This is a genomic window from Aquimarina sp. AD1 (assembly GCF_003443695.1).
In the GTDB taxonomy this organism is placed as follows: Bacteria; Bacteroidota; Bacteroidia; order Flavobacteriales; family Flavobacteriaceae; genus Aquimarina; species Aquimarina latercula.
The window spans coordinates 600,001-625,263 of record NZ_CP031966.1 but is presented as its reverse complement, the minus strand read 5'-3'; the positions used below and the strand labels follow the sequence as shown (position 1 = coordinate 625,263).

General features: G+C 29.5%; 20 protein-coding genes (1 of these 20 only partly in view). 14 read left to right on the top strand and 6 right to left on the bottom strand.

Translation table 11 applies throughout. The features are described from left to right. Nucleotides 1-4 precede the first annotated feature (4 nt). The 5 genes from D1815_RS02910 to D1815_RS23530 all read left to right on the top strand — a co-directional run bounded on the left by D1815_RS02910 (nt 5) and on the right by D1815_RS23530 (nt 7,019). Nucleotides 5-4,897, top strand: a complete 4,893-nt coding sequence (locus D1815_RS02910; protein WP_158594476.1) for a DUF6531 domain-containing protein — start codon at nt 5-7, stop codon at nt 4,895-4,897. A 10-nt stretch (nt 4,898-4,907) separates the two neighbouring features. Continuing rightward, the gene (locus D1815_RS02905; RefSeq protein WP_147404290.1) at nt 4,908-5,489 is read left to right on the top strand and encodes a hypothetical protein; all 582 of its coding nucleotides are present in this window, start codon (nt 4,908-4,910) and stop codon (nt 5,487-5,489) included. Nucleotides 5,490-5,521: 32 nt separating this feature from the next. Further along, a complete protein-coding gene (locus D1815_RS02900) occupies nt 5,522-6,391 on the top strand; it encodes a hypothetical protein (protein WP_118385856.1) in 870 nt (289 codons plus the stop codon). 264 nt (nt 6,392-6,655) lie between these two features. Continuing rightward, nucleotides 6,656-6,835 carry a hypothetical protein gene (locus D1815_RS23535; protein WP_035085607.1) on the top strand — a complete coding sequence of 60 codons (180 nt, stop codon included), beginning with the start codon at nt 6,656-6,658 and terminating at the stop codon, nt 6,833-6,835. A gap of 40 nt (nt 6,836-6,875) precedes the next feature. After that, the gene (locus D1815_RS23530) at nt 6,876-7,019 is read left to right on the top strand and encodes a hypothetical protein (RefSeq protein WP_162897332.1); all 144 of its coding nucleotides are present in this window, start codon (nt 6,876-6,878) and stop codon (nt 7,017-7,019) included. A 103-nt stretch (nt 7,020-7,122) separates the two neighbouring features. On the opposite strand, the gene D1815_RS02895 is transcribed toward D1815_RS23530, so the two are convergent. Beyond that, on the bottom strand, nt 7,123-8,658 hold the full coding sequence (locus tag D1815_RS02895) for a leucine-rich repeat domain-containing protein (protein WP_118385855.1): 1,536 nt from the start codon (nt 8,656-8,658) through the stop codon (nt 7,123-7,125). Between the two features lie 295 nt (nt 8,659-8,953). Between D1815_RS02895 and D1815_RS02890 the strand changes: the two genes are divergently transcribed. Both D1815_RS02890 and D1815_RS02885 read left to right on the top strand, forming a co-directional pair. Then, the gene (locus tag D1815_RS02890) at nt 8,954-9,526 is read left to right on the top strand and encodes a conjugal transfer protein TraO (RefSeq protein ID WP_162897330.1); all 573 of its coding nucleotides are present in this window, start codon (nt 8,954-8,956) and stop codon (nt 9,524-9,526) included. A gap of 45 nt (nt 9,527-9,571) precedes the next feature. Next, nucleotides 9,572-10,543, top strand: a complete 972-nt coding sequence (locus D1815_RS02885; RefSeq protein ID WP_118385853.1) for a hypothetical protein — start codon at nt 9,572-9,574, stop codon at nt 10,541-10,543. A 77-nt stretch (nt 10,544-10,620) separates the two neighbouring features. Here the strand turns inward: D1815_RS02885 and D1815_RS02880 are convergent, their stop codons facing one another. After that, complete coding sequence (locus D1815_RS02880; RefSeq protein ID WP_158594525.1) at nt 10,621-11,226, bottom strand: LytTR family DNA-binding domain-containing protein; 606 nt, start codon at nt 11,224-11,226, stop codon at nt 10,621-10,623. A 217-nt stretch (nt 11,227-11,443) separates the two neighbouring features. Here D1815_RS02880 and D1815_RS02875 point away from each other — a divergent pair, with 217 nt between their 5' ends. From D1815_RS02875 to D1815_RS02860, 4 genes are all read left to right on the top strand, one after another. Next, nucleotides 11,444-13,117 (top strand): tetratricopeptide repeat protein, encoded by a 1,674-nt coding sequence (locus D1815_RS02875; protein ID WP_118385852.1) that lies wholly within the window; start codon nt 11,444-11,446, stop codon nt 13,115-13,117. Nucleotides 13,118-13,229: 112 nt separating this feature from the next. Further along, nucleotides 13,230-13,451: a hypothetical protein gene (locus tag D1815_RS02870; protein ID WP_147404445.1), complete on the top strand. Its 222-nt coding sequence runs from the start codon at nt 13,230-13,232 to the stop codon at nt 13,449-13,451. 32 nt (nt 13,452-13,483) lie between these two features. Beyond that, nucleotides 13,484-13,696, top strand: a complete 213-nt coding sequence (locus D1815_RS02865; RefSeq protein ID WP_108805288.1) for a hypothetical protein — start codon at nt 13,484-13,486, stop codon at nt 13,694-13,696. A gap of 89 nt (nt 13,697-13,785) precedes the next feature. Next, nucleotides 13,786-14,007 (top strand): hypothetical protein, encoded by a 222-nt coding sequence (locus D1815_RS02860; RefSeq protein ID WP_108805287.1) that lies wholly within the window; start codon nt 13,786-13,788, stop codon nt 14,005-14,007. Between the two features lie 40 nt (nt 14,008-14,047). On the opposite strand, the gene D1815_RS02855 is transcribed toward D1815_RS02860, so the two are convergent. The 4 genes from D1815_RS02855 to D1815_RS02840 form a co-directional block, all read right to left on the bottom strand. Further along, on the bottom strand, nt 14,048-14,761 hold the full coding sequence (locus D1815_RS02855) for a LytTR family DNA-binding domain-containing protein (protein ID WP_108805286.1): 714 nt from the start codon (nt 14,759-14,761) through the stop codon (nt 14,048-14,050). 16 nt (nt 14,762-14,777) lie between these two features. Beyond that, nucleotides 14,778-16,904 carry an ATP-binding protein gene (locus D1815_RS02850; protein ID WP_158594505.1) on the bottom strand — a complete coding sequence of 709 codons (2,127 nt, stop codon included), beginning with the start codon at nt 16,902-16,904 and terminating at the stop codon, nt 14,778-14,780. Between the two features lie 130 nt (nt 16,905-17,034). Beyond that, complete coding sequence (locus D1815_RS02845; protein ID WP_118385849.1) at nt 17,035-19,242, bottom strand: ATP-binding protein; 2,208 nt, start codon at nt 19,240-19,242, stop codon at nt 17,035-17,037. Nucleotides 19,243-19,618: 376 nt separating this feature from the next. After that, on the bottom strand, nt 19,619-20,128 hold the full coding sequence (locus D1815_RS02840) for a DinB family protein (RefSeq protein ID WP_027393534.1): 510 nt from the start codon (nt 20,126-20,128) through the stop codon (nt 19,619-19,621). Between the two features lie 287 nt (nt 20,129-20,415). Between D1815_RS02840 and D1815_RS02835 the strand changes: the two genes are divergently transcribed. The 3 genes from D1815_RS02835 to D1815_RS02825 form a co-directional block, all read left to right on the top strand. Further along, nucleotides 20,416-21,231, top strand: coding sequence for a hypothetical protein (locus D1815_RS02835; RefSeq protein ID WP_027393533.1), 816 nt, complete (start codon nt 20,416-20,418; stop codon nt 21,229-21,231). Nucleotides 21,232-21,392: 161 nt separating this feature from the next. Next, nucleotides 21,393-22,607 (top strand): DNA polymerase IV, encoded by a 1,215-nt coding sequence (locus tag D1815_RS02830; protein ID WP_027393532.1) that lies wholly within the window; start codon nt 21,393-21,395, stop codon nt 22,605-22,607. A 2-nt stretch (nt 22,608-22,609) separates the two neighbouring features. Beyond that, nucleotides 22,610-25,263 carry the 5' portion of a DNA polymerase III subunit alpha gene (locus tag D1815_RS02825; RefSeq protein ID WP_118385848.1) on the top strand. The gene runs 304 nt beyond the window's last position, so the window shows 2,654 of its 2,958 coding nt (coding positions 1-2,654); its start codon is at nt 22,610-22,612; its stop codon lies beyond the right edge, outside the window.

The window sequence follows — 25,263 nt, the reverse complement described above, 5'->3', positions numbered from 1 at the left end:
ATATATGGCTAGACAATATGTTTATAATGGTCAAAAGATTAAATGTTCTTTCGGAAAAGGACCCGCTAATTTAATAGCTAACCCAAAAAACATAAAAATATCAGGCGCTATTGCTGCCACTGATAAAGATGTTATCTTCGAACGTTTTGGTACTTGTACCTGTCCGAAAAACACATTACGTCAATGTGTCCCTCTATTGAACAAATGGAAAACCAATACTGTTACAGAAAATGTAAAGAATGGCAGTTCAGGGTTTTTACTTAGTTCTAGTCAAACTACTTGTAAAACCTATCCGGAAGGTATTGTCCAAATCGATCTAGAAGATATCTCTGAATCAGAAAAACATGATAATTTCGCAAATAAAAATCCTGAAGATTCAGAACAAACAGATGTCCAAAAACCTTCAGAAACGGATAAGAAGAAAAAAAGTCTTGATGAATACTCAACAGAAGACTTTGTAAGGCCAGCTCAAAAAGCTATAGATAATGGAGAAGAAGTAATCACTGATGAGAGTAAAAAAGAACAAGAAGCTTTTTGGGATAACGCTGGAAAGGAAATAAATCGTCAAAGAACGAGTGCTCAAGCTTTAGATAATAAAAGTGAAAATCCAGATCCATCATCAAGAGCACAATGGGCTAGAGATCTTGAAGCTGGAATGCCTCAAAAATCGGTGTATCTGGAAGCAGGAGAAAGCGTAGAAGGTTATTTTAAAAGATTAGGAGGGTATGGCTGGGGAGCTGCAAAAGAAGGATTTTATGAACCAGTTGTTGGTGGAGCTAAACTTGTTGTTGGAGTAGCTACATCTGTTGATGATATGGCAGCTTTTGCTTTTTATAGAGACCCCAGATATCTTGCATATTTGAATTGGAAAGATACTGATGCATTTTATGATCGATTAGCACAAAATGAATTACAAAATCAACTCATCAAAGAACAGATAAAAAATCTACCTAGTGACATAAAACAAAAATATGTTGATGATTATACAAAACTCAATGACGTAATGGTCACAGGAGATGACTTTGCTGCTGGAGAGGCTGCTGGTCAAATGGTTGTAAAAACTATTGTTCCTATCTCTGGAGTTTTAAAAAAAGGAGCTAAATTATTCGACCCTGAATTTTTAAAAAATCTTAATCTAAAAACTGCGTGGTCTGGTGTTAAAGGTGAAATTTTCAACCAAGTAACCGGAAACATTTATGGTACATTACCCTATGCAAAAGAACTAAAACACGTTTGGAATACAGCAAAAACTTCTAAGGAAAGATACCAACAAATGAGAGAGGTTATGAAAGCCTTTAATGAAGGTAAAGATCCAACTCAAATACATAAAACAAACGCTTCTCCTGAAACCCCTAAACAAAAGCCAGAAGAGACTACAGACGGTAAGGCAAATAATCCTGAAAATTCTCAAAACGGTTCACAGAATACAAATAAAAACAGTGTATGTAAAGGCGATCCGGTAGATGTAATTACCGGTGTAAACATCTACGATTATGTTGATTTTGAAATCCCTGGAAATATTCCCATCAGCTGGAAAAGAATTTGGTACTCAGACTCTGCTTATAAAGGTCCTCTAGGTCATGGTGTACATCATAATTATGATATACATCTTACCACAAGACCAGAAGATATACTACTCACCCTTGGTGATGGAAGACTTGCTTTTTTCTCTTTACTTAACAATGAAAAAAAATCAGAATTCAATAGAACAGAAAAACTTCAACTAACCTATATTAACTCCTCTACTTATCACCTTTATGATTATAACGATCAACTTACTTATGTATTAACTGATCACTCGAGAACTTATAAGATTTCCAAAATCATAAAGGATGGGCAAACCAATATCCAATTTAATTATCAAGATGATTATCTCGATGAAATCGTAGACACTGCTAATAGGAAAATCAAGATTCATTATGATACAGCACAAAGAATAATAGAAATCACCCAACATCATCGATCTGAAAAACGAACTCTGGTAACTTATGGATATAATGAAGCTGGAGATCTAGCGAAAATTACAGATGCTTCTGGTAAATCGGTAATCGCAGTTTACAAGAATCATTTAATGGTTTCTAAAACGCATCGTGAAGGTGCTACTTGTTATTGGGAATATGAATCATATCAAACTGGTGCTAGGTGTACTCGTACTTGGTTAGAAGGAGGAACTTTAGACTACAAATTTAAATATTATGAAAAACACAATGAGGTAAGGGATTCTTATGGAAATAGAACCATTTATCATCATGAAAACAACATTCCTGTAAAAATTATTGATCCATTAGATGGTATTACTATCAATGAGTATAATCAATTTGGCGAACTAATAAAAACAATAGATCAGGAAGGATTACAAACGCAATACACATATGATACTCATGGCAACCAAACATCAGTCCGTTACCCAGATGGAGCTGAAGTAGAATCTTCTTATGATGATAAAGGGAATTTACTTTTACAAACATCACCAGAAGGAGGCATCTTTTCAAGGTTCTTCAAAAACAATAAGTTGAATACTATTATGTATCCAGATCAAACTATGCAAACTTTTGAATATAATGAGCATGGTTTAATTTCCAAAATTGCAGATGCAAATGAAAATCTAGTGCAGCTTTTTTATGATAATGATCATAACTTAAATCGCATGATTTCTCCAAACGGAGAAGAATCTTTCTGGGAATACGATGCTTGGGGACGATGTATTAAAACGATCAACCCTGCAAAACATCAACAGCAATTTTCGTATGATCCGTTAGGTAATTTATCTACAATAAGGTTACCCGATAAAAACAAGATACAACTAGAATATGACAGTTATGGAAGAGTTAGAAAAGCAATTGATAATGGAAGAATTCTTACATATGAATATACATCTCAAGGAAATTTGAAATCCAGAGAACAAGACGGTCGAAAAGTTTTGTTTAGATATGATAAAGAAGAACAACTAATAGGTCTAATCAATGAACATAAAGAATCCTATCATTTTACTAGAGATGCATTAGGAAATATTATTAGAGAAGAAGGTTTTGATCAAATTACTAGAAATTTTATACGAGATAAGGCTGGAAAGATTATTAAAGAAGAAAAATCTAATCATAAGTTTAGTGTCTATGAATATGATAAAGGTGGCCGTGTTTCTAGAATTGAATATCATGATGATTCCTGGGCTACATTTGATTATAATAAAGATGGATTATTAACACAAGCGGTCAATCCAAACTCAATAGTAAAAATCAATAGAGATGAAGCCGGAAGAGTTATTTCCGAAGAACAGGATGGGCATACGATATCCTTTAGCTATAATGACAAAGGACAGCAATCTAAAACACAAAGTAGTTTAGGTGCTTCCATACGTCTTAAATATACAGAACTCGGAGAAGTTTCATCCGTAAAAGCTAAAAATCACGATAATAACATATGGAAAGCTAATTTTAAATACAATAGTCTAGGTATGGAAACTGAACGTTCTTTACCAGGCGGAATAAAAACTAATTGGAGTTATGATCAGGCAGGACGACACAAACAACAGATTGTTCAAAAACGAGAGGTCGAAACTAGACGAAGAACTTACACTTGGGATGTCAATCATAAACTAAAGAAAATTGTAGATAACCTAGCTCAAGGAATTGTCAATTTTGATTACGATGATTTCAATAACTTGGCTTGGGCTCAATATGAAGACAAATCCTATGATTATAAATTACCAGATGAAGTTGGTAATCTATACCGAACAAAAACTCAAAAAGATCGTACATATGGTGCCAATGGTCAACTATTAACCTCTGGAAATAAAACCTACGAATATGATGATGAAGGAAACTTAATTAAGAAATCCTCTCCCAAAGGAACTTGGAAATATGATTGGAACGGTAATGGAATGCTTAAAAGTATCTATCGTCCAGATCGAAGTGTTGTTGAAATGGAATATGATGCACTGGGAAGAAGAACAACAAAAATTAGTAAACAGCATCTATCAAAGAAAACAGAAAACAATCCTGACTTAATTACTCGTTTTGTATGGAATGGGAATGTCCTCTTACATGAATGGCACTATAATCTTAAGAACAAACCTAAATTAAGTATTGATGCATCTGGTTTATTATCAAAAGATAAAAAAGAACCTATAGAAAATCTTATTACTTGGGTTTTTGATCAAGGTGGATTTAAACCTGCGGCGAAAATAACAGAAAATGACACCTATTCTATTATTACAGATCATCTCGGGACTCCTATAGAAATGTACAATAGTAATGGAGAAAAAACATGGCATGCAGAATATGACATCTATGGAAAAATTCGTAACCTTGTAACAGGTTCATTGCAGGATTGTCCGTTCCGTTTTCAGGGTCAATATGAAGATTCTGAAATTGATTTATATTATAATCGTTTTCGATATTATAATCCTGAAGAAGGAACTTATATTTCTCAAGATCCAATACGATTGGCGGGTAATAATCCTACGATGTATGCGTATACTTATGATAGTAATGCTTGGGTAGATCCTTTTGGGTTAGACACTTATTACCAACTATTAGATGATAATGGAAATGTGGTATATCATGGAATTACAAAGCGAGATGTACAGATAAGAGTAGGTGAACACATCAAGGATGGTAAAATATTTAGCCAAATAAGTTATTTAGATGATCTAACAGATAGAAGGACTACTCGAAATTTAGAAGGATCGGCTTTGTATCATGAACATGTAAATGAAAATAATCTTCTACTTAATAGACGTAGGACATCGAATAATAACCCAGGTTTTTATCACGGGTATAATCCAGACAAACTTAATAGCGATGAAGTGTTTTTTTCAGAAAAAGAAATGGAAGAACAAATGAAAAATGCTAAAAATGGTAGAATTACTGATACAGGAAAAATAAAACCCTGCTGATAATATGAATATGAAAAAAATAACTTTTTTAGAAGAGAAATTCAAAGAAATAGAGAAAATATCAGCAGATGAAATTCTCTCGGTAACCAAAATTTTAGTCAGTGAATCCTCTGGCGAGTTTAATACTTTAAGAAAAGATTTTTTTGAGAATGAAGATGTTATCACAAAAATCATGTTTTTAGCAAAAAAACACGAATCAGATGATAAAATATTAAATAACATTATTAGTACGCTTGGATTCTCAGCGACAATGTATAAAATAAATAATGAAGAGATATTTAATTTATTTAAGAAAAATATAAATCATAGTAGCAATAAAATAAAAATATCTGTTGCTAGGTTTATTCATAAGCTACCTCAATTTGATAATTATGACGGTAAATGGGATTACATTATATCAATGCCTAAAATCCCACCTAAAAAAAGTTCTGGTTTATTTTTTTTCCACGCAATAAAAAAGAACTTCGATAAAATTCCAGATGAGTATAGGGAAAAGATTATTAATAACCTAAACAGCCATATTGAAAAAAACAATTTGGTAGAAGATACAAGGAATAAATATCTTAGTCTAATTGAAAAAATTCAGAATTAGTACCTCTAATAAATAATGGTATATCAAATTAAATGAAAACCTACCTAAAAGATATCATCAAAGAAAATCAACTCAATGGCATTATTGTTAATAAAAATGAGGTGGTCGATTATTTTAATAATCTATCTCCAGATCCTAATTCATTCATAAGTATCATTAACGATCATAATGATGTGCTAAGGTTTTCGTGGATTGCTGAGCAAAAATGGCTGGTAGAATATCCCATAATTACGAATCAAATACATCAACAAAGATATGCCAATGAATCAGAGTCTTTAATATTGATAAATCGTGTTAATGACAATGAAAGTTTTGATCATTTTGATAGTTTTATCCAAGTACCCGTGCAAGAATTCACTCTAGACGAAGTATTAGAATTTAAAGAAGAGGATCAATATCTACTAAGAGAAGAAGAACCTCCTACGAAAAAGGTTATTATTCCTAAAAAAACAATATCAAAAAAGAAAAAAATCTCTAAACCTTCCATAATCCTCGGAGATATAGTAATTCCTAAAGAAGAACCCAGAATCAAATCTATTACTAGGGTTCCTACTAAAAAAAAGAAAAAAACGTCACCTCTTAAACAATTTAAGGAGTCTACCACGGAATTAAAAAAAGAAAAACAACAACCTAGTACAACTAAAGTTCCTATAACACCAGTAACTAAAAAAGTTCCTAAACCTAAACCAACCAAAGATAAAACTAATCATACCAGTCTTCTAAATCTTGGAAAAACTACAAAACCAAAAAAAGATAATAAACCTTCTTTAGTAATGGGAGAACAACTTGGTAAGGATCGAAAAAAGCATAACCCTCCTACTCCACCCAAAGTAAAAACTAAATCCAATACAGTTGATAAAAATAAACCAGCAAGTAATGACAATAGCCTATTTAGTATCTAAATAGTTTTATATATCCTATTTCAAATTATATTTTTAAAAGCTAATAATAATTCTCTTTTTTTATTCTAAGATTACTTAAAGTTTTCTGATACACTTATCAAACATATAACTACAGTTCTATTCTTTTAGAAAACTCCACATCAGAATGTAATTCATCCACAATTATAGACTTAAAATCCACTGTATAGATATTATCATTTTTCTGATTAATATCTTAAATACACTTATTACATCGTGTAATAAAATAACTTAATATTTTACATTATGATAAATAACTTATCAAACTTAGGAACATCTTTAACTAAAGAACAACAAAAAACAATTAACGGAGGATTATTACCATGTCATAATAATAATGACTGCATCGATCTTACTGCCAGTTATAATTACCAATGTGTTTCTGTTCCTAGTTCGCCATTTGGTAAATTATGTATTTTAAGATAATACCAAATACTAGTATTTCAATAACTTAAATTTTCGCACAATGAAAAAAAACATATTAAACTTAGAAGGAATAAAAATCCTCAACAAAAAAGCTCAGAAGACAGTAAATGGTGGATACGATGGATGCGATTGTGGAGTGGTCACTAATATGCCTTTCTTTTGTCCACATAGAAATTGTAACTAAAAACGCTGTTTTTAGATTAAATAGAAATGTAAAACCTCATCAATATAAACATTGATGAGGTTTTTTCTATAATTGATTGATGATATCAAATTAAAATATTATATTATTCTAAAACCATTAGCTCATATGCAGGTAAATAGGTTTTTACATTACTAAACTCTGTATTAAATAATCTTACACGATATGTTCTTCCTTCTGGCAAGTCTATATTTGGTACCGAAGGTGATATAAGTTCATACGATAAATTATTAGTTCCATTAATGAATTGCTGTGTCGCAGTCTGGTTAACAAGAACCTGATCTGGAGTATCTTCTCTATTTAATACATCTTCAATATTCACTTCATGGATTTCAAAACCTATTTCTCCAAAATCTAAATCAAACGGGCCGTCACCATCAACAAAAACGGGATCAATAACCGCATCCAAAACAACATCTATAAAAAATAGAGAACTAACACCTACTTCTGTGGTATTAAAACCGTATTCAGAACTTACTCTCAGATCTCCACATTCTCCCTCGCTAATAATGATAGCTCCTAGATCTTGTAATTTACAAACCTCCTCAGGAATTTCGTTAAGCATTAAATTTCCAGACACATCCAATATATCCAAAATCGTTAATGCGCCTAGTTCCATAGGGATATCAATAATCTTATTATTACGAAGATTAATTGTTTTTAGATTTACCAACTCACCTATTCTAGCACTAATTGAATTAATATCGTTATTCTCCAAATTTAAATCCGTTAGTTGAGATAACATCCCTATTTCATCAGGAATAATACCGTCTTCATTAGTTAAAAAACCTATATTGTTATTGGATAAATCTAGTTTTTTAAGTGTCGTAGCTTCAGAAATACTACTAGCAAATTTTTGTATTCCTTCACTTCCCGTTATTGTTAATGAATCTAATTTTGTAAAAACCCCAAATCCTTCAGGTATAGTCGTAAGGTTCTTATTATTAATAAGAGAGATGCTTTTCAAGTTTATTAATCTAAAAAAACCTTCAGGTATTTCGAAAAAATTATTATTTGTAAAATTTAGTTCCTCTAAAAGTGTAAGCTGACCTAGATCGCTAGGTATAATATCTAACAGAATATCTTCCAAAATCAACTTTTCTAATTGGTTCAAAGATCCTATACCTTCAATTTCGTTAATACCAATTCGATCTAAGCTAAGCTCCTTTAAATTAGATAAAGAAAATAAACCCGGTAAAAAATCATCCGCTTGTACTGTCAAATTAGTTCCTCCTGATAGTGATAAATTTTCCAGTCTTTTTAGGTCAAACAACTCATTTGGAATATTGCTTAACTCATTATTTTTAAGTTTTAAAACTGTTAGATTTTCTAATAAATTAATTGTTGGAGTAAGTACCTTAATTCCTTTGTTTTCTATATCTAGCCCAATTAGTTTATTATTCTCAATAATAAGTCCTTCCCAATTATTAATATTATCTAAACTATCACCCCAATTAAGGGTGTTACCTGGATTATCCTCTACTATTTTTAATAACACATTATTTACATCTTCGAAATCATCTTCTATGATGGTTGTTATAAGATCTGCTTCAATTTCTTTAGTACACGAAATAATTAAACACGTACATATTGCAAAAACTCTCAAATATAAATTTCTCATAAATCAATATTTAGCTTAAAGACTACATCTATTAATACAAATATGTTTGAAAAATTGATCATTTAATTTGATTAGTGGTCTAATGACATAATTTTGTGGATGAATGATTCTTTTTTTTAAAAGCTTATAAAAATCGATATCCAACATAAAAACATCTCAAACAAAAAACCCTAAAAACTATACATTAATCCATAAAATCTAAACCAAAATCCTCAAAACAATACGTGACATTACAATAAGCTTTTAATTCGTTTTCTGAATGCTTCCCAAAATTTTGAAAAACAAAATATTACGAATGAATAATCAGAGAAGAATTAAAAAACCAATTCTATATATATCACTATTTACTTTTGTGCTGTGGTCATATTCAAATTCATTATTAGCTCAGAGTCATAAAGTAGCATTTTCTATAAATGGAGGTATTGTCCAAGATGGTTTTAGCGGAATGATTACTGGGGATTATAAAGTTAATGAGTTTGATTATATCCAATTTAATTTACAAGGTAGTTTTACAACATTAGAACAAAACAATATTGACATTCCTATAAATACATATTCATTTAATGCAGGATTCTTTTTTGATATACTTAGGAACAACTCTAGAACATTTGCATTTGCATTAGGCGGCGGCGGTACTATTGGATATGAAATTATTAACGATGGTGATAATAACATAGGAAACAATCAAATATTAACTGTAGAAACAGAAAACCTCATCTATGGAGCATATGCAGGTGTAGATGCTGATATTTTTCTTTCACCAGTAATCACTTTAAATATAAAAGTAAATGAAACCTATCATTTTAACAGCGAAATTGGTGAGCTTACTCCATACGCAGGCATAGGAATTAAATTAATCTTGAAATAGGAAACAAATAATCGTCCTATTTTATAATAAATAAAATATAACATAATGAAAAAACCAGGTCACACCTTATCCATTAAAAGCTCATTATTGATGTTATCTTTATTGGTCATGCAATCTTTTACAATAAATGCACAGACTAGCACAAAATTACCCGAACAATTAATTACAAAATATACAGGTGTTCTTTCTGCAAACGGAAGAGCAACAATGGTAAACACCGAGGGTACTTGTACTATAAAAACAAAAGGATATAGAACATACGCTTTTTATTTTAGTGATGGAATTCCTTCTATATCAGGTATAAAGTTTATTAAAAATGATGACACTTATACGTCCACAGTTATTTATAATGGTAAAAACCTAGCTATTACAGTTGATGAAGAAGGAGATCTTATTATAGGATCTACAGCTGCTAACACAATAGCTTTTTCAGGAAGTATTAACGAAGGTAATAACACATATGATGATACCAATACAATAACTGGTAATAACATTCATTTAAACACTGCAGGATCAGAAATAACGAACAACAATGGTAACTTATCATTAAGCACTGGGAATACAGGGATTTCAATAGCAAATGGAAATGTTTTATTAGAAACCGGAAATGTAAGTATCAATACAAGTTCCAATAAAAAAAGTGGTGCTACTAGTTGTATTTTAGAGCATAATCATAGTTATGGGGTACTATTAAACTGTAATTCTTCGGAAATTAGTAACCTTCCTAGAAAAACTATTGGTATCTATAAAGGAAAACTCGAAACTTTCGGTACCGAAACAAGAAAAGGAATATGTACCATCATCGAGACAGGTTGCAAAACATACCGCTTAGACTTTAGTAATGACATACCTTCCATTCACGATGTCCAATTTGGAAGAAAAAACGATTTTGATGAATATACCTCGGTTATAGTAGAAGGTGAATATTCTTCAGCAATAGAAATTGATATGACATTTAATGACCTAGAAATCGACGGAGAAATTCTACGAGTATCCTTTGATGGAAAGAGAAATTAACAACGAGACTCTTGTTTGTGTATTGAAAAAAGATTCGCCAAATTAAAATCATATGTTTGACGAATCTTTTTATGGAATTATATGATTCTTATTCTTTTATATAGTTCATCTTTATAAGTTCTACCAATTGGAATATGATGATTTTGAATTTCTATAGTTTGATCTTGCTCATAAAACGAATCTATCTTATTCCAATTTACAATATATGATCTATGAGTTTGAACAAAAAAATTACGGTTTAATGCTTTTAATAAACTAGTTATGGAGTGACGCACTGATAATTTTTTATGATCCGAAGTAATAATAGAACAATAGTTTTTAGAATCTGTATGCGCAAAAATAATAGTATCAATTGCTACCTTAACTAACTTATTCCCACATTTAATAAATAAATGGGTTGACTGTTCCTTTCTCTTTTCTTTTATGAGTCCCGTTTCTTGTGGTTCAGGAAACATTAATGAATTTTTATAAAAAGAGTTTACTTTTTTAGTTAATCCTAAACTTGCGTGTTTGGATTTAATATAAAATCCAATAACAATACCGTCATCAGTATGTTTAATTATCTGTTTTTGTATGGTAAGTGATGCATTGAGATTACTTAGCGATGTGTTTTTTAAATCCTTAAGATCAATATCTAATTCTTTTAAATAAGCATCATCCGACTCTAGGTTATAGGGTTTCATAGTATTTGCTTTTTTGATGTTCACTTTATCAAATCTAATCAGGGTATAAGCTAGAATACAAATACTTATTATTGGCATTTATAAATTAAGAGTTGAAATTTATAAATTTCAACTATCTATAAAACACTATAATTATTTCTTTAGATCACTATTAAATCTTTACATTCGTATGATATAATTTATTATCAAAACAACACTGTTGAAAAGGGCTCTACTAATGAAGATCAAAAATCTATCTATAATTTATGTAATCATATTGTTATTGACAGGTGAATTTGTGGTTGCGCAGGATAATTATATAGAGCTCGTAAATCTTATAAGAAAAGAAAAAGTAGATTCTTTAAAAGTAAAAATTGCCCAAACACATCTTAATAGTGCTATTCGCAAGTCTGACACATTAAATATGGCAAATGCTTACCTATTCTTATCTCTTTATCAGCCTAGTAAGAAGGTTGCCTATATAGATAGTGTCATTAGTATTACCAAAAGTAAAAACTATTTAAGATTCCCATCTGTAAGTTATTTACAAAAAGGTGTAATTAAATATGAGCTAGGACAATATATAGAAGCTCTAGAACTTTATGTAAAAGCATCTGAAGCTGCTAAAAAAAGTGGTAATGATAGAATATATTTGATAGCAAAATTTAATATCGGATTACTAAAAAATATGTCTGGTGATCGAGAAGAAGCACTAACTATTTTTAATGAATATATAAACTTCATAGAACAAAAACCCGAACATCAAGATCAATTCAATTACAACCGTGTGTTATTTGCACTAGCAGATTCTTATATCCATACCAAAGACTTAGCGCTAGCAAAAACAACTATCGAAAAAGGAATAAAAGAAACCTTAAAAACAAATGATTCTACAGTTTACTCATATATTTTAGTAACATCGGGAATACATCAATATTTGCTAAACAATTATAGTAAAGCAATTGATAGCCTAAAAAAAGGAAAAAAATTGATTACCAAGTTTGATGATTCAGAAACAAGAATTGCAACCTGCGATTACTACATTGGCAGAAGTTATAAGGACTTAGGAAATGAAGAAAAAAGTATTTTTCATTTTAAAAAAGCGGATACGATACTAAGAAAAACAAAAGATGTAATCCCAGATATTATTAATATTTATGATTATTTAAAGGCTTTTGCAAAATCCGAAAACAATTATGAGTTACAACTAGAATATCTTAATACGCAATTAGAACTTGATAGCATTAGACATGCAAATCAAGTAAGCCTAACAAGAAATATTACTAAAAAATATGATGCTGCAGAACTAAAGTCAGAAAAAGAAAAACTCATAAAACAATTTGAAAGAGATACTTTTTTAAAGAATAATACAATTAATTTTTTAATTACATTATCCATAATTTTGGTATTGATTGCTATTTATGGTTTTAGAAAAAGTTATCTAAACAAAATACGCTTTCAGAAATTATTAAAAGAACAAAAGCAACCTAAAGTAGATCAATCAGAGATTATTAAAAATGTCAATGAAGAATTAACTAAAAAACCTGACATAGATATTCCTACTGATGTAATAGAAACAATTTTAAAAAAGCTTCATGATTTTGAAGATAAAAAACAATTTGCAAAAAAGCATTATACACTCAATTCTTTAGCGAAAGAACTACAAACCAATAGTGCATATTTATCAAAAATCATCAATGTCTATAAAAATGTAAATTTTGCAAATTACCTGAATAATTTAAGAATTGATTTTGCAGTTGATCAACTTAGTTCTAATAAGTCATTACGATCGTATACAATACAGGCTATTGCAGAAGAAGTTGGTTTTAAAAATGCGCAATCATTTTCTTCTGCTTTTCATAAAAAAACAGGCATATACCCATCCTATTTCATAAAACACATAAAACCTTAATATTCAGCACCAAAAATACTTTTTGTTATCTTGAAATTTATAAATTTCAAGAATATTTACGTGTATTATTATGACTAAAATTGTAGATTGTGAAAACACAAATCGAAACAATATGAAAAGGGGAAAACTTAAAAAATTGAGTTTGGATAAAGTCAAAATTGCTCAATTAAATAATACACATGCAATTTGGGGTGGTTCTATACCTACAACTTCAACTGAAATTCCAACTATTACAGAACTTACAGGAACTCATACTAAAACATGTGATGATATTGGCACACATACTTCTACTAAAACGGGTGCTGGGAGTAGTATTTCTATCTGTATGGAATGAAATTTTTATATCTACACTACAAAACATGTACTATGAAAAAAAGAAATAAATTAAGCTTAGACAAAATTAAAATAGCTAAACTGAATAACCTACGATCTATTGTTGGAGGATCATTCTACGATATACAAGATGGTACGGTACTTATAGATCCAAATGATTTACTCACAGTTGGAGATACAAAAACAACTTCTACAAAAACAGGTGCTGGTAGTATCGGTACTACTGCAACTGACACTAATATTTAAATAAAATTTAGAAGTTTTTTAATAATAAATATAAAATATCAGTATCCATTGATTTGGATAATATAGTAATACTTTAACTTTTTTGAAAAATGAAAAATAGTCAAAGAAAAAAAATAAGTCTAGATAAAATAAAAATAGCTAGATTGGATCATCTTGATAAATTTAATGGAGGATCACAAGACACTACAGATCAAGTTACCAATATAGTCAATTGTTTTACAAAACTAACCATTTGTAAAACTCAGGGGGATTGTAATGTTTCTACTAAAACTATTGCTTTAAGTGGTGATATTCATTGTTTAACAATTTAATTAAGAAGAAAAAGGAATATTATTTATCGAAGTAAAGAAGTTAGATCACCTTTAAGCGTCTATAAATATACTCTTTAAAAGTCCGACCAATAGGAATATGATGTCCTTGTATTTCTATGGTTTGGTCATATTCATGTAATGAATCTATTTTATTCCAATTTATAATATAAGATCTATGTGTTTGTACAAATTCTAAGCTTTGAAGTTTCTTACTTAATTTTAATATAGAATATCTTACAGATAATTTTTTGTGATCTGTAGTAACTATAGAACAATAGTTTTTAGAATCTGTATGCGCAAAAAGTATCGAATTTAAATTCACTTTAATCAGTTTATTTCCACTTTTTACAAATATATTCTCTGGCTCATTAGTTCCGTGATTTTCTGAATTAATCTCTTGTTTTTGAGCCAATATTAATGCAGCTTGTAAATCATCTTTATTTATTGGTTTTGTTAGATAAGCTGCTGGATTGATGGTTGCAGCTTTACTCATTACATCCTTATCATTGTCTGAAGTAGCAAAAAATACTGGTATTTCATATAGTGTTTTAATCTTATACCCTAATGCAATACCTGATTCTCTCCCATTTAGATGAATATCTAAGATTACTGCATCTGGTTTCAACTCTCCTATCTGTTCTTGTGCCTCAAATGGATCACCTGAACTACCAACACAAAAATATCCCAATTCTTCTAAAGTGATTTTAATATCTTCTAGATGAAATATATCATCTTCTACTATATAAATATTCATGATCTGTATGCTTTATTTACGCTGATAAAGGTTTAGAAATTGCCCCTTCTTCTTTAGTCAGCGATATGGTTATGGGAATGCTTAAGTCAAAACGTGTGCCAATTCTTTTTTCTGAAGAAACATTGATAGTTCCATTATGCATTTTTATAAAGCGATAAACTAGGTTAAGCCCTAGCCCTGTTCCTTTTTCACCTTGTGTTCCTATAGTAGATTTTTTTTCTTCTAAATTAAAAAGGTTTTCTAGTTTACTCTGAGACATTCCTACTCCTGTATCAATTACCGAGCATAAAAACATATCATTTTTGTTTTTAAATTCTATTCGAATATTTCCTTCTTCGGTATATTTTAATGCATTGCCTATCAGGTTTCTAAAAATGACATGAAAAGCTCCTTTATCAAAATTAATAGAAAAATCATCTTCATGTTTTAATTCTATTTTGGTTTTCTTATATATAGCCTGTTGGTTATATGATGATATGATCTCTGTTAACTCTTTATTCACAGAAATTGTCTGAGGATTCATTTTATATCCATTCATTTGTTCTAATGACCAATTCAATAAATTATCTAGCATATTGGATAAACTCTCTGAGTTTTGTTCTAGTGCTTGTGATAGTTCTATTGTTTTTTCATTATTCCCATTTTCTACATGATATTTCAATATTTTACCTGATCGTTGGAAAGGAATTATCATACCTCTAAGATCGTGTGCTATAATAGAAAAAAGACGATTCTTAACTTGATTTGTAGAAACTAATTCTTTCTGTTGTTTTCTCAACTTTCTAAAAGCCCAAGCTCCAATTCCTAACAACAAAAACAAAAATGCAGCTGCTATTAAATACAAATTTTGTTGGGCTTGCGCTTGTTTCGTTATTTGTTCTTGCTCTTCTTTTTGTTTGTTAAGAGTCGCTATAGCAAGTTCTTTCTTTTTGGTGTCATACTTCTTCTCTAAATCTGCTACTTTAGTTTTTAATTCTTTATTAGAAATCGAATCTTTAATAAAATGATATTGTTTAAAATGAACTAAAGCTTTATCAGGATTTCCCGTATTTTCAAAATAATCACTTTTGTAGTAATGTAGTGCTTTTTCAAAAATTAGTATTTTAGATTCTTTACTTTTCTTTTCTAATAAATCAATAAATTTTTTAGCCTCACTATACTTGCCTTTTTTAAGGTTTATTTTTGCCATTCCATCTATTGCAGAAATTAACATCATATTATCTATCACCTTAATAGATTTGGCATCTAAAACATATTCATAAGCTTTTTTAAAATAGATTTCTGCTTGATCATAGTTTTCTACATTTTCAAAATAAATTGTTGCTTTTGTGTGAAGTCCATCTGCGATAAAACCTTTATTATTTAACTTTCTTGCTATTCCAATTGTAGAATCTACAGAAATAAGAGCTTCATTAGTTATATCTAATTTTCTTTGTACATCAGCCATTCTTGAATAGGTAAGCATTCTTATAAAGTTATTTTCGGTTTTATAAGATTCTTCTATAGCTTTTTCAAAATATTTTATAGCTATATCATGTTGTTCTAATCTTTTATAAGCCGAAGCTAGCATAGAATAACAAGCATCCAACTGAGATGATTTGCTTTCCTTTTCTAAAACTTCAACAGCCTTTAGAAAACTATCAACAGCATGCTCATACTGAGATAATCTCATAGAATATGTCCCTTTATTACCATAGCAGGAAGCTAAAAACTCTTTAAGATTATTACGCTCGGCAATAATTACAGTACTATCCGTATGACTTAAAGCTCTTTTATAATCTGCATCTATATCTGCGAGATATGCATGAGTTTGATGATAAAATATCCAATTTTCATTTTCTGGATAATCGACTAATATTTTTCTTGTCTTTTTCAGGAGCAATTCTGCTTCCTTTTTATTTCCTTGAAGAGCAAAACTATAAGCTTTCTTACCATATGCAGATGATAATAATTCTGAATCATCGACCTTCTTAGCCAGCTTAATACCTTTATCTAAATAATAAATAGATGAATCTACATCTCTTTGATTCAAAAACATATAACCCCTAGATATTTGTATTTCTGCTTTGCATTTTTCATCAACTTTCTTAATCATTTCTCTACAAAACTTAAATGCTACCTCATAGCTTTGGATAGTATCCATTGTTTTATGCCACCGTTTGCAATGCTCATTCTCTGTTTGAGAGTATATAGAGAACGATACTAAAAAACTAAATAGTAATAACAATAATTTTTGCGGTATCATATCAAGTAGGTATTTGGTTTTAAAAGTTTTATGCAGAGATTGCCGTATGATCTATTTTTTCGTAAAGTTTATATTTTATCAAAGGGAAATTTAGGTCAAATCGCGTACCAATTCTTTTTTCTGAAGAAACACTAATCGTTCCTTTATGCATTTTTATAAAGCGATAAACAAGATTAAGCCCTAGCCCTGTTCCTTTTTCACCTTGTGTTCCTATAGTTGATTTTTTTTCTTCTAAATTAAAAAGATTTTCTAGTTTACTTTTTGGCATTCCAACTCCAGTATCAATTACCGAACATAAAAACTCTTCATTTTCGTTTTTATATTCTATTCGAATATTTCCTTCTTCTGTATACTTTAAAGCATTACCTATTAAATTTCTAAAAATTACATGAAAAGCTCCTTTATCAAAATTAACGGAAAAATCTTTTTCGTATTTTAGTTCTATATTAGTTTTCTTGTAAACAGCCTGTTGATGATATGATGATATGATCTCTGTTAATTCTTTCTTTATAGATATTATCTGAGCATTCATTTTATAGCCATTCATCTGTTCTAAAGACCAATTCAATAAATTATCAAGCATATTGGATAAACTTTCTGAGTTTTGCTCTAATGATTGAGATAATTCTATTGTCTTTTCGTGATTGCCTTTTTCTATATGATATTTTAATATTTTTCCTGATCGTTGGAAAGGAATAATCATTCCTCTAAGATCATGTGCTATAATAGAAAAAAGACGATTCTTAACTTGGTTTGTGGAAACCAATTCTTTTTGTTGTTTTCTCAATTTTCTAAATGCCCAAGCTCCTATTCCTAATAGCAATAACAAAAAAACAGCTGCTAATAAATATAGATATTGCTTAGTCTTAGCTTGTTTTGTTATTTGTTCTTGCTCTTCTTTTTGTTTGTTAAGAGTGACTATTTCTAATTCTTTCTTTTTAGTGTCATACTTTTTTTCTAGATCAGCTACTTTAACCATTACTTGTTCGCTGGATATAGAATCTTTTATTGAATAATATTTTTTTAGTTGATTTAAAGCTAGAAATGATTGACCTGTTTTTTGATAATATCTACTAGAAACTTGATAGAATTTTTGTGTATAATGTATACTATTAATCTTATTAGTTATATTCTCAAAAGATTTCAAGTAACTTTTTACTTTTTCATATTCTTTTTCGTGAAGATAAATTTCTATTAAACCTCTAATGCTAGCATATAGTGTTGAATCATCTTTAGATTTTTTTGCTATTTGGTAAGCTTCTTTAAAATATATCTCGGCTTTATCGTTTTGTTTAAGATATTCGAAGTATATCCATCCTTTTTCCTTTAATAGTTCAGACATCTGAACATAATCTTTTTGATCACGAGCTAATTTTAAAGCATAATCAGCAACTCTAATAGCATCATCATTTTTATTTAATTTCTGATAACATTTAACCAGTTCTGAATAACATAATAATAAAACATAATTATCTCCTCTTTCCTTTGCAATTGGAATACTCTTATTTATATATTTTATTGCAGTATCATAATGTTCCCATCTTAAATAAGTACGTCCTAAAAAATAATATATATCCTCTAAATCTAAAATATTATTTTGACCTTCTTTAAGCTGAATTGCTTTTAGTAAATTTTTAGCTGATTCTTCATAATTAGATAAATTAAAGTGATACAAACCTATGTTTTGATATCGAGTTGGTATCCCAATTTCATTATTAGTTTTATTTAAGAAACTGATAACTGAATCTGCATATATGATTGCTTTATTATATTCGTTACTTTTTCTTGCTATTAATTCTTTCGTATTATAATAAAGAATCCACCCATCATTTTTAAAATCTTTATCCAATATCTTTTTAGCTTCATCTAACCATACATAAGCTTCTTCATCTTTATGATTTTGAGATAATAAAATACTAGCCTTTTCTATATACAAACTTGAAAGTGATTTCTCTTTTTTGAGGCTTTCTCCAAGCATTATAGCTTGATTACAAAATCTTAATGCTTCATCAAACTTTTCGATATACTTATATGTGTGAATCAATGCTAAGTAAATTTCTATCTTACATTCATCATTTACTTTAGAAATAGCTTGATTACTAAGTCTAAACAATGATTCTGAGCTTGAAATTGTATCCATTTGTTTTCGCCACAACTCACAATCATCATCTAAATTCTGACCATAAATAACAACACTTGTAAAGAAAGCAATAAATATGTATTCTAATCTAACCATAGTAACTACTCTTATTTACCTCTTACATATTATTATATATCAAAGATAACCTTAGAAATTTATCCTAAATATATTATGCAAACTTTTTGATAAATACATTTAAGAATAAAAACTTCTAAAAAAATAATCTTATCTATAACTTTTAAAATTAGTACATTACTGTGTGACAACTATATATTTCACATAAAACATCTAATATTATATTGTAAAGCAATAGAAAATAAGTCTTTCTAATTACCAATATATACATTATATATATTGAAAGTATATATAAAATACAAACTACTACATATACATTATATAAATAAAAATATCACTTATAAAAAACAGAATAAATTATAAATAGAATAAATTAAGCAAGTTACACTCTTCTATATTAGATTCCTTCTCGCTTATTTACAGGAGTAGTAGGATTATAGCCAAATCCTGAGATTTTAATTTCTACATTAAGTTGATTAAGAATATACCCTATTGTAGCATAGTGATGAATTGCATGGCTATTTGCGTGCGCAAGAATGCTTTCTAAAGTATAATTGACTGTAACTTTTCCTTGTCCCATATTATCAGTAACATGAATCAGGTAATCCGTATTTACATCAACATAAGAAAGTAACGTTTCTTGTAGTGTATATATATGATCTTTTGTTGCTTCTATATTTGTAGATAAAATTTCATCTCGCTTACGAGCAGTAAGATCAATATCATTAGTATCTAATCCATTAATAATACAATCAAAAAAATCCAATGTATGTCTCATATGAGAACCTATACTAGAATAGTATGGCCCTACAGAAGCATTACAGTAAGTTTCTAAAGTTATTGCGTCTAATAAAGCAATAGCATTATTTAGATTATGGTTTATCGAAGATATGATAAGTTCTTTCATAGGGAATTATGGACGTAATATACATAATAAACTTACATAATAACTTTTGTAAAACGTTAAAATTATAATTTACATAGGTACTATACAATACGTAACGACTAACTTCGTTATGAGTGAATCAAATGATGAAAACCTTCATTAAACAGTAGGATATCTATCACTTTGTTTATGGGTAACCCATAAAAATTAAGATAAAGTACGCATTTCATCGATTAATGACGTTTATTTTTGGATGTTACTTAGAAAATATTGTATACTTGTACTGTTCATTAAAAAGCCCCATAAAAATGAAAAGAATAGCATCCATCTTATTTTTACTTTGTTTTATTCCCCAGGCCAATGCCCAAAATCTTTATGAAGATGCTTTAACTGCTGCTAGTTATGCATATTCACATTCTAAGAAAGCGCACGGAGCTAATAATGTATTTCACACTCAAGAATATGCTGATAAAGCAATAGAAGCTCTTGAAAAAGTAGAAACTCTTGCTGATAAATGTGGTTGTGAAGAAGCTAATGAAACAGCTTATGAAGCTAAAACTAATATGGTAAGTTCACTAGATCAAGATACTTATGAGCGAAGCAGATATTATGCAAAACAAGCAAAAGATCTTGGTCCTAAGTTATTAGAACAATTAACAGACTGCCAAGCAAATAATGGTAGTAGTGACTCTTATGTAGTAGAGACTGTTAGTGAAGAAGAAGAAGCTATAGCAGTTGCTTCTGAAGAAGTAGCACAGAAACAAAAAGAATTAGAAGAACAAAGACGTCAGTTAGCAATAGAACAACAAAAATTACAACAGCAAATTGCAGAACAGCAAAAAGCTAAAGCAGAATTTGAAGCTCAACGTGCGGCAGAACTAAAAGAACAAACAGCAGTAAAAGCTAAAGCAGAGCAAGCGTTACAAAAATTAGAAAGTGCTTTACAAGAATTAAGTATAGCTTTTGATGATGAATCAATCTTCGAATCTCAAAAGGATTATTTAAGAAGTGAAAATGATTTACAAAACGAAACTTTAAATGATACAAAAAGTTTTTATGTAAATAGAGCTAAAGAACTTACTAAAAGTGCTATGCAACAATTCGCTGGATACACAGAAAATTAATACAATTGAATTTTATTTTGTAGCCCCAAAATAAAATTTTTTAGAAGCGACATCTTAAATTAAGATGTCGTTTTTTTTTATCTAATGTGAATAAAATTTAAAGCCATACATTAAATATTATGGAAATATTCCATAAATTTGGAAAAATTCCATAAAACTAAATATTGAGAACTATATTACATCTTGATCTTGATACATTTTATGTATCTGTAGAACGTCTTATTGATAGTTCATTACAAAAAAAACCTTTACTAGTAGGTGGTATTAGTGATCGTGGTGTTGTAGCAGCCTGTAGCTATGAAACCCGAGCATTTGGTATACACTCAGGAATGTCTATGAAGATAGCGAAAGAACTATGCCCAGAAGCTACAATCATAAAAGGTAATGCGGGTACATATAGTAGATACTCTGATCTAGTTACAGAAATTATTAAAGATAAAGTTCCTGTTTTTGAAAAATCAAGTATCGATGAATTTTATGCAGATTTATCAGGAATGGATAGGTTTTTTGGTGCTTATAAGTATGCCTCAGAGCTTAGACAAACAATCATATCAGAAACCGGTTTACCAATATCTTTAGGTTTTGCTCAAAATAAAATAGTATCTAAAGTAGCTACTAATGAAGCGAAACCTAATAATCAATTAAAAATTGATTTTGGTACGGAAAAACCTTTTCTAGCTCCGTTATCTATAAAAAAAATCCCTATGGTTGGTGACAAAACTTTTCAAACACTTCGTAATCTAGGAGTACGGCAAGTAAAAACAATACAAGATATGCCTGTAGATGTTATGAAAAGAGTTTTAGGAGTAAATGGATTAACTATATGGAAAAGAGCAAATGGAATAGATAATACTCCCGTTATTGGTTTTTCTGAACGTAAATCTATTTCAACAGAAAGAACATTTGATAGAGATACCATAGATGTTTACAAACTACGTAACATTCTTATAGCAATGACAGAAAACCTTTCTTATCAATTGCGTAGAGGAAATAAACTATCTGCATGCATTGCAGTTAAAATCAGATATTCTGATTTTAATACATATTCCAAACAACTTAAGATTCCATACACCAGTGCTGATCATATTCTAATTCCTAAAATTTTAGAACTATTCGAAAAATTGTATCAAAAAAGATTATTAGTACGATTAATAGGTATCAGATTTAGTCATCTAGTAACTGGAAATTACCAAATAAACCTATTTGAAGACAATGAAAAACAACTTAATCTATACAAAGCATTAGATCATATTAGAAGTCAATACGGAGATCGTAGCGTAATTAGAGCTGTAGCCATGGGATCTAAAACTATTGGCAGAATGCAAAATCCATTTAATGGTCAACCTCCAATTGTATTAGCACATAGAAAACAATAAACATGTACCTTAATTGCCATTCGTATTATAGTTTACGATTCGGAACTTTTTCCGAAATAACATTATTAGAACTTGCTAAAGAAAATAAAGTAAATGCCATAGCTTTAACAGATATTAATAATACATCAGCTTGTTTAAACTTTATTAGAAAAGCGAAAGAATATAAAATCAAACCTATTGTAGGTGTTGATTTTAGAAATAATCATCAACAACTATATGTAGGTATTGCTAAAAATAACGGAGGATATAAAGAATTAAATGATTTTTTATCCTACCATTCTCACAATAAAATTGAATTTCCTAAAAACGCTCCACTATTCAATAATGTTTTTATCATATACCCTTTTAAACAAATTATAGAAACAAAAAAAAATAATTTTTCATCAAATGAATTTATAGGTGTTTCTATAAAAGATTTAGCTAAACTTAAGTTTTCAAAGTATCTAAAACTAGAAAGCAAGCTTGTTACATTACAACCTGTAACTTTTAGAAGTAAAAAAGATTTTAATGCGCATCGTTTACTAAGAGCTATCGATAATAATATTCTATTGAGCCGTTTACCAGAGAATCAACAAGCATGTTTTTTAGAAAAAATGATCCCCAATAATGAAATTAAAAAACAATTTATTGAATTTAATTTTATCATAAAAAATACCGAAATCATACTGAATCAATGTAATGTAAATTTCAACTTTTCTAAAAACAAGCCATCATTAAATCAAAAAACCTATACTGGAAGTATAGAAGAAGATAATCTCTTATTAAAAAAATTATGTGATAAAGGGCTTCCATATCGATATAAAAAACCAACAAAAAAAGTACTCGATAGATTAAAAAAAGAACTTCATTTAATTACTAAAATGAATTTTGTTTCTTATTTTTTAATTAATTGGAGAATTATTTCATATGCTCAGGAAAAAGGATATTACTATGTTGGTCGTGGTAGTGGTGCCAATAGCATAGTAGCTTATCTTCTAAAAATTACAGATGTAGATCCTATCGAATTAGACTTATACTTCGAAAGATTTATAAATTCACATCGTACTAGTCCTCCAGACTTTGATATTGATTTTTCTTGGAGAGATAGACAGGATATTACACGATTCATATTTTCAGAATTCAAAAATGTCGCATTACTCGGAGCATATGTAACTTTCCATTATAAAGGAGCTGTAAGAGAATTAGGTAAAGTATTTGGTTTACCTAAATTCGAAATCGATAAACTTAGTGAAGGTAATTATGATTACAATTCTTTAGATCATATCCATAAACTAGTAATTGTTTATAGTCAACTTATACAAGGAATGCCTAATTATATAAGTATTCATGCAAGCGGTATATTGATTAGTGATAAATCACTTCATAATTATGCAGCTACCGATGTACCGCCCAAGGGTTTTCCTACGGTACAGTTTGATATGATCATTGCAGAAGATCTTGGACTATATAAGTTTGATATTTTGGGGCAACGTGGACTCGCTAAGATTAAAGAAGCAATACAGATTATTAAATATAATCAACCAGAAAAGGCAAACTTTGATATTCATGATATAGATAGCTTTAAAAAAGACCCTAATATCAATGGTTTAATAAGAGATGCTAAATGTCTCGCCTGTTTTTATGTAGAATCTCCTGCAATGCGTATGCTCTTAAGTAAGCTCAAAACCGATAATTATTTAGGATTAGTTGCTGCAAGTTCTATTATACGACCTGGAGTTGCTAAAAGTGGGATGATGCGTGAATATATCTTACGAGAACATGATATCGAAAGACGAAAAAACTCGCATCCTATTATGTTAGATCTCATGAAAGAAACCTATGGAATTATGGTATACCAAGAAGATGTAATAAAAGTTGCTCATCTTTTTGCGAAACTAACCCTTGATGAAGCTGATGTGCTACGCAGAGGAATGAGTGGTAAATTTAGATCTCGTAAAGAATTTAAAGAAGTACAAAAAAAATTCATTCAAAACTGTAAAAATGAAGGGTATGAAGATAAATTAACTTTTGAAATATGGAATCAAGTAGCCAGTTTTGCTGGATACGCTTTTCCAAAAGGACATTCTGCTTCTTATGCAGTAGAAAGCTATCAAAGTTTATTTCTGAAAGCCTATTTCCCTCTAGAATACCTTGTAGCTACTTTAAATAATGGAGGTGGATTTTATCGGCCAGAAGTATATCTACATGAAGCAAAATTATTAGGGGCAAAAATCCTAACTCCGTGTATTAACACTAGCAAATACGAGCACATTCTGATAAAAAATCATATTTATCTAGGATTAAACATGTTACGCAATTTAGATTATAAGACTGTAGAACTTATACTATCAGAACGCAAACGTCACGGAACTTATTTATCACTTAACAATTTTGTCGATAGAGTACCTATAAGCATTGAACAAATAAGTATACTGATAAAAATAGGTGCATTTGCATATACACAAAAGAACAAACACGAATTATTATGGGAGGCACATTTTAAATTGTACACTACGCTACCTGATCATAATCAACCTGTTTTATTTAAAGAAAAACACACTGAATATCAATTACCAAAGTTTCAAACATCAAAGCTAGAAAACGCTTTTGAACAAATTGAATCATTCGGATTTCCAATTTGCGGATATTATGAAATAATGGCATCTAAACCTGTGAA